Genomic DNA, 14537 nt, shown 5'->3' with positions numbered 1-14537 from the left:
GCCCCGGGCCCCGCTCCTCAATCGCCGGAGGGGCTTGATCTGCCCGGAGCGGCTCGTTTCCACCGGACGGGCGTGAGTGGCCCGGAGCGGCTCGTCCCGACCGGCGGGGCGTGAGCTGCCCGGAGTCACACCGTCGCCCCGTAGAAGCGCTCGTCCACCACCGCACGCGCCCGCCGGGTGATCCGGCGGTAGTCCTCCAGCATGTCGCCGGCGTGGCCGGGCTCGTACCCCAGATACCGTCCCACCGCGGTCAGCTCCCGGGGGTTGGACGGGAACGTGTCGCTCGGCCTGCCCCGCACGAGCATCACCGCGTTCCTGACCCGGGTCGCCAGCACCCACGCCTCGTCCAGCGTCTGCGCGTCCTCGCAGGAGATCAGCTCCGCCGCGCACGCCGCGGCCAGCGCCTCACGGGTCCGGGTGGTCCGCAGCCCCGGCTCCGCCCAGCCGTGCTGCATCTGGAGCAGCTGTACCGTCCACTCGACGTCGCTCAGCCCGCCCCGGCCCAGCTTCGTGTGGAGCGTCGGGTCCGCCCCGCGCGGCAGCCGCTCGGACTCCATCCGGGCCTTCAGCCGCCGGATCTCGCGGACCGCGTCCTCCCCCAGCCCCTCCGCCGGGTAGCGCAGCGGATCGATCAGCTCGATGAAGTCGCGGCCCAGATCCACGTCGCCGGCCATCGGCTGGGCGCGCAGCAGCGCCTGGCTCTCCCAGACCAGCGACCAGCGCCGGTAGTACGCCTCGTACGACTTCAGGGTGCGGACCATCGGCCCGGTCTTGCCCTCGGGGCGCAGATCGGCGTCGATGATCAGCGGCGGGTCCGCGGTGGGCAGCTGGAGGAGCCTGCGCATCTCGGAAACCACCCGGCTCGCGGCCCGGGAGGCCTCCTGCTCGTCGACGCCCTCGCGCGGCGCGTGGACGAACAGGACGTCCGCGTCGGAGCCGTATGCCAGTTCCTGTCCGCCGAAGCGGCCCATGCCGATCACCGCGAACCGGGTGGGGAGCGTGTCGCCCCATTCGGCGCGCACGGCGGCGCGCAGCGCTCCGGCGATGGTGACGGCGTTGAGGTCGGTGACCGCGGTGCCGACGCGGTCGACGAGCGCGCCCGGGTCCTGTTCCGCGGGGCTGTCCTCGGTGCCGTAGGAGCTGATGAGGTCCGCGGACGTGGTCCGGAACAGTTCGCGCCGCCGCACCCCGCGCACCACCGCCACCGCCGATTCCGCGCCGTCCGAGCGCCCCACCGCTGCCAGCACCTCCTGCTCCAGGGCCTCCCGGCCGCGCGGCTTCAGCCCCTGCGGGTCGCCGAGGATGGTCACCGCCTCCGGGGCCCGGAGCAGCAGGTCGGGGGCGAGCCGGCCGGCCGACAGCACCCGGGCGAGGTTCTCCGCGGCCGCGCCCTCGTCGCGCAGGAGGCGCAGGTACCACGGGGTCTTGCCGAGCGCGTCGGACACCTTGCGGAAGCCGAGCAGTCCGGCGTCCGGGTCGGCGGAGTCCGCGAACCAGCCGAGCAGCACGGGCAGCAGGGTGCGCTGGATGGCGGCCTTGCGCGAGACGCCGGACGAGAGCGCCTCCAGGTGCCGCAGCGCGGCCGCCGGGTCCTCGTAGCCGAGGGCTTCCAGCCGGTGCGTGGCGGCCTTGGTGCTGAGCCGGGACTCACCGGGGGCGAGCTGGGCGACGGCGTCGAGCAGCGGCCGGTAGAACAGCTTCTCGTGCAGCCGGCGCACCACGGAGGCGTGCCGCCTCCACGCCTGGTTGAGCTCGGTGACGGGGTCCGCCCGCATGCCCAGCGAGCGGGCGAGGCGCCGCAGGTCCGGTTCGTCCTCCGGGACCAGGTGGGTGCGGCGCAGCCGGTAGAGCTGGATGCGGTGTTCCATCGTGCGCAGGAATCGGTAGGCGTCGTCCAGCTGCGCGGCGTCCACCCGGCCCACGTACCCGCCCCGGGCGAGCGCGCCCAGCGCCTCCAGGGTGGAGCCGCTGCGCAGGGCGGTGTCGTTGCGGCCGTGCACGAGCTGGAGCAGCTGTACGGCGAACTCGACGTCCCGCAGTCCGCCGGGCCCGAGCTTGATCTCGCGGTCGACCCGGTCGGCGGGGATCGTGTCGATGACCCGGCGGCGCATCTTCTGCACGTCGGGGACGAAGTTCTCCCGGTCGGCGGCCTGCCAGACGAGCGGCGAGACGGCGTCGACGTACTCGGCCCCCAGCGCGGCGTCCCCTGCCACCGGCCGGGCCTTCAGGAGCGCCTGGAACTCCCAGGTCTTGGCCCAGCGCTGGTAGTAGGCGAGGTGCGAGGACAGGGTGCGCACGAGGGGCCCGTTGCGGCCCTCGGGGCGGAGGTTGGCGTCGACGGGCCAGATGGTGCCCTCGACGGTCGTGTCGGAGCAGATCCGCATCAGGTGCGCGGCCAGCCGGGTGGCGGCCGGGATGGCGGCGCTCTCCTCCGCGCCGTCGGCGGGTTCCGCCACGAAGATGACGTCCACGTCGGAGACGTAGTTCAGTTCGTGGCCGCCGCACTTGCCCATCGCGATGACGGCGAGGCGGCACAGCGCGGCGTCCTGGGGCGCTGCCGCACCGGCGATGGCGAGGGCGGCCCGCAGGGTCGCGGTGGCCAGGTCCGCGAGCTCGGCGGCGGTCTCCGCGACATCCGTGGTGCCGCACACGTCCCGGGCCGCTATCGACAGCAGGCACCGGCGGTAGGCGATGCGCAGGACGTCCTGGTCGTCGGCCCCGGCCAGCTCGTGCTCGAACTCGGCCACGCCGGGATGCAGGTCGGTGGCCTCGTACGTGACGAGGGCCTGCCAGTCGCGCGGGTGGCGGGCCAGGTGGTCACCGAGCGCCTCCGACGCCCCGAGCACCCCGAGCAGCCGGTCCCGCAGCGGTTTGGCGGTGACGAGGGTGTCCAGCAGGATCTGCCGCTCGTCCGCCTCCTGCGCCTCCACGAGCCGTACGACGCCGCGCAGCGCGAGATCGGGGTCGGCGGTGGCCCCGAGCGCTTCGAGGAGGACGGGGTCGGAGCGTACGGAGGTCAGGTCCGGCAGGTCGAGCAGCCGCTCGGCGGCCGACGGGTCGGTGAATCCGTGTCGCAGCAAACGGGTGAACGTACTGCTCCTGCGCCCCGGCAACGTCGTCATTCCGTGCTCTCTCCTGCTCGCCGCCCGATCGCGTTCCAGCCTCTACGAGCCTAAGGGCTGTCCGGCGGATCAGGGCCGGAAAAGGCGCGGTGCCGTGCCGGACGCCGTGGCCCCGGTCATGATCCGCGGAGAGCCCTGGCCGCGCGCCGATGAGTACGGAGCGGCCGCACAGTCTGTACTTCACCGGTAGATCTCGTTCCGCACCTCCTGGAGGCCCGACCATGTCCGCAGCCGAACCGCACACCGAGCTGGACCCCCGCTACAGCAGCCCCGGCGCGGAGCCCGCCGGCTGGGCCGACGCGCGGGAACTGCTGTCCGGCGCCGAGCTGTACTGGCTGACGACGGTCCGTCCCGACGGCCGCCCGCACGTCACCCCGCTGATCGGGGTCTGGTGGCAGGGGGCGCTGCACTTCTCCACCGGAGCGGAGGAGCGCAAGGCGCGCAATCTGGCGGCCAACGCCGAGGTGGTCCTCACGACCGGCACCAACACCTGGGCGGAGGGCTTCGACGTGGTGGTGGAGGGCCGGGCGGAGCGGGTGACGGACGCGGCCCCGCTGACCGCTCTCGCCCGGGCCTGGGAGGCGAAGTACGGGAAGATCTGGCACTTCGATGTCGCGGACGGCATGTTCGTGGGCGCTCAGGGCAACCGGGCCCAGGTCTTCGCGGTGTCCCCGCGCACGGTCTTCGGCTTCGGCAAGGGCGAGCGGTTCACCCAGACCCGCTGGCGCTTCGCCTGAGCGGCCGGGTGGCACCGGCTGACGGCGGGCGGGGCGGTGCGGGCATGGTCCCGATCACGACCGTGGCGTAGAGCTCGCCGCAGGTGACCACGCGCGGGATCAGTCCGCTGCCGCCGATGGTCTCCTCCGCGAGGGCGGCCTGCCGTTCGCTCGTCTCGACCAGCAGGCTGCCGCCCGGCGCCAGCCACCGGGGCGCCTCCGCGCCCACCCGGCGCATGACGTCGAGGCCGTCGCCGCCGCCGTCGAGCGCCACCAGCGGCTCGTGCACGCGCGCCTCCGCGGGGAGCAGCGCGACGTCCCCGGTCGGTACGTACGGCACGTTGGCGAGCAGTACGTCGACGCGCCCGCGCAGCGAGTCGGGCAGCGGCGCGAAGAGGTCGCCCTCGTAGACCCGGCCCAGCCCACCGAGGTTGCGCCGGGCGCAGCGCACGGCGGCGGGTTCGACATCGGAGGCGTGGAGCTCGATCCCCTCCAGAGCCGCGGCGAGCGCGGCGCCGAGCGCGCCCGTGCCGCAGCAGAGGTCGACCGCCACGGCGGGTTGCGGGGCGATTGCCACGGCCTGCCGGATCAGGAACTCGGTGCGGCGGCGGGGGACGAAGACCCCGGGGTCCACGGCGATCCGCAGCCCGCTGAACTCGGCCCAGCCCAGGACGTGTTCCAGCGGGAGACCGGCGACGCGCCGCTCCACCATGGCGGTGAGCGCGGCGGGGTCCGCGGCGGTGGAGGCGATCAGCTCCGCCTCGTCCTCGGCGAAGACGCAGCCGGCGGTGCGGAGTGCGGTGACCAGGGCGGAGCGGGCAGGAGGGGACAGCGGGACCGGCATGGAGCGGAGCCTTTCGGGAAAACGCCGATGGGTGCTCCGCGGTCGGTTATGTCGGGTCGACCACGCGTTGACGAGGGGCGAGCACCCAGCCTGATACAGCGGTAATGGGTCCCACCTCCTTCGGTCCGTCCCCATACGGGGATCCTGCGGTGCGTACGTTCCCACACCTGCGGGACGTACCCGTGCGGGGAATCCCGCGTACGTCCCCGTGCGGGGGAACGTCACCCTACCCCAGCGGGTCCGGCGCGTGCCGGGGCGCCGGGTGTCAGCGCTTTCGGGGGCGCCAGTCGTTGCCGCCGTCGATGAAACGGTTGTGTACGGCGACCGAGGTGTTGGCCGCCCGGGTGTGCCGCGCCTCCGCGCTGTGCTGCCGCTCGATCTGCTGCCCGTCGAAGTTGTCCGTGGGACGGCGCCGCTCTTGCAGCACCAGCTTCACGATCAGAAGGACGACCACGGCGAACAGCACGCCGAGCACTGCCAGAACCTCGGTCATGGCTCCCCCGTCCATTGCGGCCCTGCTGCCATTGTCAGTGATCGGGCCCGTGCAGTCCACCGGTCAGCGGGCAGTGGGTGCCGGTGTAGATCGTGGGCATGCAGCGGTTGCAGTGGATGCACTCCGAGCGGGTGGCGGGGTCGCGCTCGATGCGGTGCAGCAGGTCGGGTTCGCGGAGCAGGGCGCGGGCCATCGCGACGAACTCGAAGCCCTCCGCCATGGCGCGGTCCATGCCCTGCCGGTCGGTGACCCCGCCGAGCAGGATCAGCGGCAGCCGGAGCTCGGCCCGGAACTGCCGGGCGGCGTCGAGCAGGTACAGCGACCGGTACGGGTAGGTGCGGAAGAAGGTGCGTCCCAGCGCCCGGATCGCGAGGCGCTGCGGGAGCGGGAAGTTCGCGGCGAACTCGGTGACGGGGGCGTCGCCGCGGAAGAGGTACATCGGGTTCAGGAGGGAGCTGCCCGCCGTCAGCTCCAGGGCGTCCACCGAGCCGTCCGCCTCCAGCCAGCGTGCGACCTGCAGGCTGTCGTCCAGGGTGAGTCCGCCGGGCGCCCCGTCCTTCATGTTGAGCTTGGCGGTGATCGCGAGGCGGTCGCCCAGCGCGTCGCGCACCGCCCGGGTGATGCCCAGCGCCACGGCCGCGCGGGCACGCAGGGAGCCGCCGAAGGCATCGGTGCGGCGGTTCAGCCGGGGGCTGAGGAAGGCGCTGGCCAGGTAGTTGTGGCCGAGGTGGATCTCCACGGCGTCGAAGCCGGCCTCGGCCGCGAGCAGGGCCGCCTCGGCGTGGGCCGCGATGACCCGGGCGATGTCGTCCGCGGTGGCCGCCCTGTTGCGGCGCATGCTGAGCGGGTTGAAGCCGGCCACCGGGGCGAGGGCGGGCAGCCCGTTGGAGCGGCCGTCCGCCACCGGACCGGCGTGGCCCAGCTGAGCACTGACCGCGGCCCCGGTGCGGTGCACCGCCTCCGTCAGCCTGCGCAGCCCCGGCAGCGCCTCTGGCCGCATCCACAGCTGGCGGCGCTCGGTGCGGCCCTCCGGGGACACCGCGCAGTAGGCGACGGTGGTCATGGCGACGCCGCCCGCCGCGGGGCGCAGGTGGTAGTCGATGAGCGCGTCGGTGACCAGTGCCTCGGGGGTGGCCCCCTCGAAGGTCGCGGCCTTGATCACCCGGTTGCGCAGCCTCAGCGGCCCCAGCCGGGCCGGGGCCAGCACATCCGGCGCGCCGCTGGACGCGCCCCTCGCTGCTCCCGATTCGTCAGGCATGGCGCGCAGCATCGCAGAGAACTGACGAATAGTCAGCAGTGTTGCGGCCGTGGATCGCGTCCGTACCCGCGGGTGGTCACCGATGGCTCCGGGACGGCGGTGGGCCTCAGCCGGACCGCGGCACGATGCTCACCGCGCGGTAGTCGTACCCGTCCTGTTTGAAGCCGGGTGCCTCCCAGCGGAGGTCCACCCGCTCTCCGGGCGTCAGGGTGCGGAACCCGGGCTTCTGTATGTCGGAGTAGTGGCCGAAGCAGCCGCCGGGGGTCTCGGGGGAATCGAGCACGCCCCACCCCTCCTCGTCGCGCCACTCCCGAACCGTCGCGGTCACCATGGGCCGGATTCTCACCATGGGCCGATCCTATGGGGCCGGCCGTGCAGGCCCGTACGGCACCCCGCAACCGGACCTCGGCAGCCACGACGATCGGCAGTGCGTACTTGAGCCGGAAGCCGACCGTGTGTCCGTGGCAGTCCATGTCCCCGACCATGCGCCAGCCGGCCCCGCTGTTCGGGGTTCCCAGCTGGGCGACGGACCGGATCACCACCCCGGAGGGGAGGGTCACGGTCTTCGCCTTCGACGACCAGAACCGCGTCACCTCCGTGCTCCGCGCCACCGCCCTCAACGGCTCCAGCCGCACCGGCCCGGCCTGGACCTACACCTACCCGGCGTCCTCGCCCACGGCTGCGGGCACGACCACGGTCACCGACCCCGAGCAGCACACCACTGAGTACGAGCATGACGGCGACGGCCAGGTGAAGAAGGTCACCGGCGCGCTGAACAACCTACGACGACCTTAGACTCGCCCCGTGGACACCGAGGCACTGCGTACGTTCGTCCGCGCGGCCGAGCTGGGACGGCTACAGCACGCCGCCGATGAGCTGGGCGTGACGCAGCAGGCGGTCTCCAAGCGGATCGCCGCCCTGGAGCGCGAGCTGGAGGTCCACCTGTTCACCCGCACCCCCCGCGGGGTGGAGCTGACCCTCGACGGTCAGGCGTTCCTCCCCCACGCGCGGAGCGTCGTGGCGGGTGTCGAGCGCGCCGTCTCCGCGGTCAGGCCGGGCTCCCGGGCCCTCCGGATCGACGTTCTCGGCCTGCGGAGCGCGCAGGCCGTCGTGCTACACGAATACTGGCGGTCGCGTCCCGGGACCGACCTCGACGTGGTGACCCTCCGGGTCAACGATCCACGCGTGGCGGTCGCCGCCGTCGAGTCGGGCGGTATCGACGCCTCGTTCCGCACCGTCACCGACCCGGCCCTCCTGCCGCCCGGCGTGCGGATGATCCACGCGTTCGACTCACCGCTGGAGCTCCTCGTCGGACCGGGGCATCCGCTCGCCGCCGCGCGCAGCCTGACGCCGGCACAGCTGCGCGAGCACCGGATCTGGGTGCCGGGCATCGCGCCGCTCAGCGAGTGGTCGGACTTCTACGACCGGCTCGCCACCGCGTTCGACCTGCGTATCGACGCGGCCGGGCCGCATTTCGGGGACGAGGTGCTGCTGCACGCCCTCGCCGAGTCCGCGGAGGTGGCGACCCTCGTCGGGGCACGTGACCGGTACACCTGGCCCGCGGAGTACGGCCTGCGTCGCATCCCGGTCGTGAATCCGGCCCTCGCGTACCCGCTGTCGCTCCTCCTCCCCGCGACGCGTCCGCATCCGGGACTTCGCGGGATCATCACCCACCTCCACAGCCTGCCGGGGCTCCCCGGACCGGTCTGGCGTCCGGCCTGGGCAACGACGCCACAGAGCTGAACCGCCGGCCGCGGCGCGTCCCGCGCCCAGCCACCGGCACACCAGCAACCAGCAACGGGACAGAGGGCCGTGACGTGCCCAGCGACCGCTTCATGCGCGTCCACAGCCCCGAATTCCAGGCCTCGCCGAGCGGGTGGTGGTCGGACCCGGCGTCATGTCCATCACCCTCGGCCACCCGGTCGATCCCGGGGAGCGACGGGACTGGCTGACCGGGCGCGCCCATCGACGGGGCGGAGGACGTGTGGATCGGCGCCGGCGCCCAGATCCTGCCGGGTGCGAGCACCGGCCGGGGCGCGGTCATCGCGGCCGGCTCTGTGGTGGCCGGAGGCATACCGTCGGGCAGCCCGGTGACCGGCGGCAAGGCGACCGTGCGGCGGCAGTGGTGACCCCACCGCCGCCCCGCTCCTGCCCCTACGGGTGGTTCCGCCGCGGCGAGACCGCCCGTTGCGCCGTCACGCGGGGAGGAGGCCGACGTCACGCAGCCGCCGGGACACCTGCGAGAGAGCCGCTTCGTCCAGCCGCACCTGGGGGAATGCGGTATCACCGCAGTCGATGACCCCCAGTTGCCGCAACGCGCCCTTGAACGAGCCCAGGGCCGAGGAGCTGCGGCCCATCTCCGCTTCCGGCCCGACGTCGGTGATGCCGAAGAGCCGCACGAGGCGTTCCTGCTCCGTGGCCGCCAGCTCCCAGTCCCCCGCACGTGCCGCCTCGTAGAGGCGGACATAGGCGGCCGGGTCCACGTTGCCCAGACCGGGAACAAACCCGTCGGCACCGGCCAGCAGGGCCGCGTCCACGGTCAGTTCGGAACCCGTGAGGATGCTGAAGCCTGCGGCCGGGCCCGAGGCACGGCCTTCCCGGCCGCCGAGGTCCACGATCAGACGGCGCAGTCCGCCCTCGTCGCCGCTGCTGTCCTTCAGCCCGGCGAGCGTTCCGTCCTCCGCGAGCTCCCGCACCAGACCGGGCGAGAGCTTGGTGTGGACGGAGACCGGCAGGTCGTAGGCGAACAGCGGCAGGTCCACGCATTCCCGGACGCGCCGGAAGTGCCGGGCGATCTCGACCGGGTGGGTGCGGGTGTAGAACGGCGCGGTGGCCACGATTCCGTCGGCACCGAGTCCAGCGGCGGCGCGGGCGTGGTCGACGACCCGCTGCGTGGTCGTGTCGATCACCCCGGCGAGCACCGGCACCCGGCCGTCCACGGTACGCACGACCGTTTCCAGGACGGTGGCGCGCTGCGTGTCGGTCAGGTAGGCGACCTCGCTGGTCGAGCCGAGCGCGAAGAGACCGTGTACGCCGCCGGCGATGAGATGTTCGACCAGGCGCGCGAGTGACGGCGTATCGATGTCGCCGGCGCTGTTCAGCGGAGTGCAGACGGGCGGTACGACCCCGCGAAGGGGGGCGGTCAAGGGCATGGGTTTCTCCTGCGTCGTACTGCGAGGCGATGAGGGGTGCGGTTCAGGACGGCTTCCGTCCTGTCGCGGGACTGCGGAACCGGCAGCCTGCGGGGAGGGCTGGGGTCAGGCCCCGCACGGGGTCCTGAGGCCCGCGGCCCCGTCACGACGGGCCTGTGCGATGTTTGCCAGTGCCGCACGGAAGCAACGGACGACGGTGTCACGCGTCTGGGCGGCGGAGTGCGGGGTGGCGGTGACGTTGGGCGCTGTGAGCAGCGGGTCCGAGGGGCTCACCGGCTCCGTGGCCCAGACATCGATCCCGGCGGCACCGAGGTGCCCGTCCTCCAGGTACCGGCGTACCGCTGTCTCGTCGATGACGCCCGACCGGGAGACACTCACCAGTACCGACCCCCGCTTCATCGAGGCCAGTTCCTCGTGCGAGATCAGCATGGCGGTCTGTTCGGTGAGCGGCACGTGCACGCTGACGACGTCAGCCCGCTCCAACAGCTCCCGGAATGGTGTGTAGACGGCTCCGGTCCCGGATTCCACGTGCGAGGGGGCACGGGTGACGTCGAAGTACCGGACGTTCATGCCGAAGGCCTGGGCCCGTCGGGCGACCTCGCGTCCGATGCTGCCGAAACCGACGATGCCGAAGGTCTTGCCGTGCAGTTCGAATGTGGACGAGAGCTGCTCGTTGGGCGCCCAGCGGCCATCGACCATGTCAGTGTGCAGGGCGCACAGATGGCGCGCTGACGCGAGAGCGAGAAGCATCGTGTGTTCGGCGACCGCGATGGAGTTCAGGGCGGGAAGGTTGGCGACCTCGATGCCGAGTTCCCGCGCGGTCTCCACGTCCACGCCGTCGAGTCCCGCGCCCAGCCGCTGCACCAGCTTGAGCCGCGGCGCCGACCTCAGGTAATCCGCCCCGACGCTTCCGGCGCCGTTCAGTATGTACGCGGACCTGCTGAGGTCTTCCGCGGTGGGGATCCCGTTGTCGGGGACCAGCAACTCGAACCCGTCGGGGATCTCACCGCGGAGAATCTCAAGGACGCCCTCGTCCTTCTCACCGATCCAGAGAATTGTCTCGGACATGGTTATTCCTTCTTCTGGAGAGGTGTGACTCGCGCCGCGGGAATGCCGGGACTTGACGAGGAACGTACGAACAGGACGAGCACGGCGGAGACAGCCGCTACACCCGCCAGCGCCCAGAGCGAGGCCGTGACGGACCCGGTGACGTCGAGCAGGTAGCCGAAGAGGGTGGGGCCGACGAATCCTCCGAGCGCGGCCACGGAGTTGATGAAGGCGAGTCCGCCCGCTCCGGCTGACGTGGTCCCGAGACTCGACGAGGCGAGCGACCAGAACGCGGACATCGTCCCGTAGCCGAAGAAGGCCAGGCAGAGGGCGATCAAGCCGATCACCGGGTTGACGACCGCACCGATGGCGAGCCCGAGCGCGATGCACAGGCAGCCGATCAGGACGTGCAGCTGGTGCCGTCCGCGCCGGTCGGAGGAGCGTCCGAGAAGAAACAGCCCGACGATCTGGAAGGCGTACGGAGTGACGGACAGGGTCGTCACCTGGAAGGTGGACAGGTCACCGATCCTTCTCGTCACCGACGGAAGCCAGAAGACCAGGCCTGCGTTGGTGATCTGAATACAGGCGTAGACACCGGCGAGGAGCAGCACCTTCGGCTCGCGCAGGGTCTGGAACAGGCTCTGCCGGTGCGGCCCTTCCGCCTCCCTGTCGTTCTCGATACGCGTGGTGAGTTCCTCACGCTCGGCGGGCGTGAGCCATTTCGCGTCCGCCGGCCGGTCGGTGAGGACGAACCAGGCCGCGACACCCACGACGACAGTGGCCGCGCCCTCGAACAGGAACAGCCACTGCCAGCCGTGGAGACCGGCGGAACCTTCGAGTTCGAGGAGCAGGCCCGAGAACGGGCCGGCCAGCAGGTACGCGGCCGGTCCGGCCGCACTGAGCAGTGCCAGCGCTTTTCCGCGCTCACGTCCGGGCAGCCACAGAGCGATGTAGTAGACGGCCCCGGGGAAGAATCCCGCCTCGGCCGCGCCGAGCAGGAACCTCATGGCATAGAACATGTACTCGTTCTGTACGAGCGTCATGAGGACGGTGACGACCCCCCAGGACACCATGATCCTCGCCAGCCACCGCCTGGCCCCCACCTTGTAGAGGATGAGGTTGCTCGGCACCTCGAAGATGAAGTAGCCGATGAAGAAGATGCCGGCTCCGAGCCCGAAGGCCGCGTGACTCAGCCCGAGATCGGCGGAGAGGCTCTCCTGCGCGAAGGCGAGGTTCCCTCGGTCGAACTGGTTGAGAAGGTACATCAAGGCGACAAACAACATCAGCCGTACTGTCACCTTCGCGGTGACGCTGCGATCACGTATCGCTCTGTCCCTGGGCATCGTATGGGGCTCCCTTGAGTGCTGCCGGGGTGCCTCGGCATCACCGAGTTCAATTATGTAAGCATCTTTTATTGCCTCCGTAAACGCTTGTAAGCATCTTTTTTGAGCAAGGGTGGACGGTGTCGTGGACTACTGGGCGTCACCGCCGAAGATCCGGGGCTCACTGGCCCACGCCTCCGCCGTCTCGGAGAAGATCGCGCCGACCAGCTGGTTCGCGACCGCCCGCGCCTCCTCCGGACGCCGCCCCTGGATGGCATCGGCCAGACTCACGTGCAGCTGAAGAGACTCCTCGTCAGGCAGGTTCGGCAGCAGCCCGAGATCACTCCGCCCCGAGACGGTGTTCCCCACGGCGCTCCGAAGCTGCGCGAACATCTCGTTCCCGGATGCCACAAGGACGACATTGTGGAAATCCACGTCGATTTCAATGAAGCGCTCTATGTCCTGAGCCCGGACTACCGCACGCATCTCGGCAGCGAGGGACAGCAGTCGGCTGCACAGGGCGTCGGGGGCGTAGCGCGCCGCCAGTTCGGCCGCCACCGGCTCGATCGCGCCGCGGAGTTCGTTGAGCGAGCGCAGCTGGGCCGGGTAGCCGTCGCTCTCCAGGCGCCAGCGCATGACCAGCGGATCGAAGTAGTTCCACGCTGTTGACGGCAGAACCCGGACACCGACCCGTTTGACACTGCTGACCATGCCAAGGGTGTGAAGGACGCGAACCGCTTCCTTCATGACGGACCGGGACACGCCGAAGTCCGCTTCGAGGTCCTGCGTGGGAACGACGTGACCTGCGGGTAGCCGACCGGCGACGATGGCGCTACCGAGCGAATCTAGGGTCTGCTGCAACAGGGATTTCGGCATGCCGGTCAGACTAATCTGCCCTCGGCTCACCCCGGCGGCGCGCCGAGGGGGACCGGGCCGGCCACGCCGTCCGACCCCTGCGCCGGAGCCCGTCCCAGGGGAGCACACGACGGTACGAGCGGATGACGGCCCCGCACACGAACGGGCCGACGGCAATGAACCGTCGGCCCGAGGACACGTTCACATGTACGGGCGGCCTACAGCACCGGCAGCAGGTTCTTCAGCTCGAAGGCGGTGACCTCGCTGCGGTACTCCTCCCACTCCTGCTTCTTGTTGCGCAGGAAGAAGTCGAAGACGTGCTCGCCGAGCGTCTCCGCGACCAGTTCGCTCTTCTCCATCAGCGAGATCGCCTCGCCCAGGTTCTGCGGGAGCGGCTCGATCCCCATCGCGCGGCGCTCGGCGTCGGACAGGGCCCAGACGTCGTCGTCGGCGCCCGCCGGGAGTTCGTAGCCCTCCTCGATGCCCTTGAGGCCGGCGGCCAGCAGGACCGCGTATGTCAGGTACGGGTTGGCGCCGGAGTCGATGGAGCGGACCTCCACGCGGGCCGATCCGGTCTTGCCGGGCTTGTACATCGGGACGCGGATGAGGGCGGAGCGGTTGTTGTGACCCCAGCAGATGTAGGAGGGGGCCTCGCCGCCGGCGCCCGCCGCGCGGGAGGAACCGCCCCAGATGCGCTTGTAGGAGTTGACCCACTGGTTGGTCACGGCGGAGATCTCCGCGGCGTGCATGAGCAGACCCGCGATGAAGGAGCGGCCCACTTTGGAGAGCTGGTACTCGGCCCCGGACTCGTAGAACGCGTTGCGGTCGCCCTCGAAGAGGGAGAGGTGGGTGTGCATGCCCGAGCCGGGGTACTCCGAGAACGGCTTCGGCATGAACGTCGCCTGCACGCCCTGTTCCAGCGCGACCTGCTTCATGACCAGACGGAACGTCATGATGTTGTCGGCCGTGGAGAGCGCGTCCGCGTACCGGAGGTCGATCTCCTGCTGGCCGGGGGCGCCCTCGTGGTGGCTGAACTCGACCGAGATGCCCATCGATTCGAGCATCGTGATCGCCTGGCGGCGGAAGTCCATGCCCACGTTCTGCGGGGTGTGGTCGAAGTAGCCGGAGCTGTCCGCCGGGGTGGGGCGGCTGCCGTCCACCGGCTTGTCCTTCAGCAGGAAGAACTCGATCTCCGGATGGGTGTAGAAGGTGAAACCCAGGTCCGAGGTCTTGGCCAGGATGCGCTTGAGCACGTAGCGCGGGTCCGCGAAGGACGGCGAGCCGTCCGGCATCAGGATGTCGCAGAACATGCGGGCGGTGCCGGGGGCCTCCGCGCGCCAGGGCAGGATCTGGAACGTGCCCGGGTCCGGCTTGGCGATCATGTCCGACTCGTAGACCCGGGCGAAGCCCTCGATGGCCGAACCGTCGAAGCCGATCCCCTCGTCGAACGCCTGCTCAAGCTCGGCAGGGGCCACGGCCACGGACTTGAGATAACCGAGCACGTCGGTGAACCACAGCCGGACGAACCGGATGTCCCGCTCCTCAAGTGTCCTGAGGACGAATTCCTGCTGCTTGTCCATAGCCACATCCTTGCAGTTCAGACGGTCCGTGCACCACCGCCCGGGGTAGGGGAGACACTGCCAGTATCACGACCCGGGATTTCACCCAGATTACGCACACGACGTGAGATGGAGCACTCGGCCACCCACTACGATCGTCGGCCATGGT

At 71.0% G+C, this 14537-nt stretch carries 13 protein-coding genes and 1 pseudogene; 4 read left to right on the top strand and 10 right to left on the bottom strand.

Annotation, left to right across the window (positions count from 1 at the left end; translation table 11 throughout):
• Positions 1-125 precede the first annotated feature (125 nt).
• Positions 126-3122: a bifunctional [glutamine synthetase] adenylyltransferase/[glutamine synthetase]-adenylyl-L-tyrosine phosphorylase gene (locus tag ACIP89_RS04185; protein WP_402112915.1), complete on the bottom strand. Its 2997-nt coding sequence runs from the start codon at positions 3120-3122 to the stop codon at positions 126-128.
• Positions 3123-3343: 221 nt separating this feature from the next.
• Here ACIP89_RS04185 and ACIP89_RS04180 point away from each other — a divergent pair, with 221 nt between their 5' ends.
• Positions 3344-3859 (top strand): pyridoxamine 5'-phosphate oxidase family protein, encoded by a 516-nt coding sequence (locus ACIP89_RS04180; RefSeq protein ID WP_402112913.1) that lies wholly within the window; start codon positions 3344-3346, stop codon positions 3857-3859.
• Here ACIP89_RS04180 and ACIP89_RS04175 read toward each other — a convergent pair.
• The 4 genes from ACIP89_RS04175 to ACIP89_RS04160 all read right to left on the bottom strand — a co-directional run bounded on the left by ACIP89_RS04175 (position 3831) and on the right by ACIP89_RS04160 (position 6764).
• Entirely contained in the window at positions 3831-4682 is an 852-nt protein-coding gene (locus ACIP89_RS04175; RefSeq protein ID WP_402112910.1) for a putative protein N(5)-glutamine methyltransferase, read from the bottom strand. The two genes, ACIP89_RS04180 and ACIP89_RS04175, sit on opposite strands and share 29 nt — an antisense overlap.
• A 265-nt stretch (positions 4683-4947) precedes the next feature.
• Positions 4948-5175 carry a hypothetical protein gene (locus ACIP89_RS04170; protein WP_401922507.1) on the bottom strand — a complete coding sequence of 76 codons (228 nt, stop codon included), beginning with the start codon at positions 5173-5175 and terminating at the stop codon, positions 4948-4950.
• A gap of 34 nt (positions 5176-5209) precedes the next feature.
• On the bottom strand, positions 5210-6433 hold the full coding sequence (locus ACIP89_RS04165) for an NADH:flavin oxidoreductase (protein ID WP_401922504.1): 1224 nt from the start codon (positions 6431-6433) through the stop codon (positions 5210-5212).
• A gap of 106 nt (positions 6434-6539) precedes the next feature.
• On the bottom strand, positions 6540-6764 hold the full coding sequence (locus tag ACIP89_RS04160) for a cold-shock protein (protein WP_401922501.1): 225 nt from the start codon (positions 6762-6764) through the stop codon (positions 6540-6542).
• A 152-nt stretch (positions 6765-6916) separates the two neighbouring features.
• Here ACIP89_RS04160 and ACIP89_RS04155 point away from each other — a divergent pair, with 152 nt between their 5' ends.
• The 3 genes and pseudogenes from ACIP89_RS04155 to ACIP89_RS04145 all read left to right on the top strand — a co-directional run.
• A complete protein-coding gene (locus ACIP89_RS04155) occupies positions 6917-7228 on the top strand; it encodes a hypothetical protein (RefSeq protein ID WP_402112909.1) in 312 nt (103 codons plus the stop codon).
• Between the two features lie 9 nt (positions 7229-7237).
• The gene (locus ACIP89_RS04150; protein ID WP_401922495.1) at positions 7238-8176 is read left to right on the top strand and encodes a LysR family transcriptional regulator; all 939 of its coding nucleotides are present in this window, start codon (positions 7238-7240) and stop codon (positions 8174-8176) included.
• A gap of 121 nt (positions 8177-8297) precedes the next feature.
• Positions 8298-8562, top strand: a pseudogene (locus tag ACIP89_RS04145) (sugar O-acetyltransferase); the annotation flags it as partial.
• A 66-nt stretch (positions 8563-8628) separates the two neighbouring features.
• On the opposite strand, the gene ACIP89_RS04140 reads toward ACIP89_RS04145, so the two are convergent.
• The 5 genes from ACIP89_RS04140 to glnA form a co-directional block, all read right to left on the bottom strand.
• On the bottom strand, positions 8629-9585 hold the full coding sequence (locus ACIP89_RS04140; RefSeq protein WP_402112906.1) for a dihydrodipicolinate synthase family protein: 957 nt from the start codon (positions 9583-9585) through the stop codon (positions 8629-8631).
• 105 nt (positions 9586-9690) lie between these two features.
• Positions 9691-10653: a 2-hydroxyacid dehydrogenase gene (locus tag ACIP89_RS04135; RefSeq protein ID WP_402112905.1), complete on the bottom strand. Its 963-nt coding sequence runs from the start codon at positions 10651-10653 to the stop codon at positions 9691-9693.
• A 2-nt stretch (positions 10654-10655) separates the two neighbouring features.
• Positions 10656-11915, bottom strand: a complete 1260-nt coding sequence (locus ACIP89_RS04130) for an MFS transporter (RefSeq protein WP_402112903.1) — start codon at positions 11913-11915, stop codon at positions 10656-10658.
• A gap of 189 nt (positions 11916-12104) precedes the next feature.
• Positions 12105-12830: a FadR/GntR family transcriptional regulator gene (locus tag ACIP89_RS04125; protein WP_371773604.1), complete on the bottom strand. Its 726-nt coding sequence runs from the start codon at positions 12828-12830 to the stop codon at positions 12105-12107.
• A gap of 197 nt (positions 12831-13027) precedes the next feature.
• The gene (gene glnA / locus ACIP89_RS04120; protein ID WP_123526403.1) at positions 13028-14389 is read right to left on the bottom strand and encodes a type I glutamate--ammonia ligase; all 1362 of its coding nucleotides are present in this window, start codon (positions 14387-14389) and stop codon (positions 13028-13030) included.
• Between the last annotated feature and the right edge of the window lie 148 nt (positions 14390-14537).

The organism is Streptomyces sp. NPDC088730, assembly GCF_044751215.1.
Taxonomy (GTDB): domain Bacteria; phylum Actinomycetota; class Actinomycetes; order Streptomycetales; family Streptomycetaceae; genus Streptomyces.
This window is presented reverse-complemented; position numbering and strand designations above follow the sequence as displayed.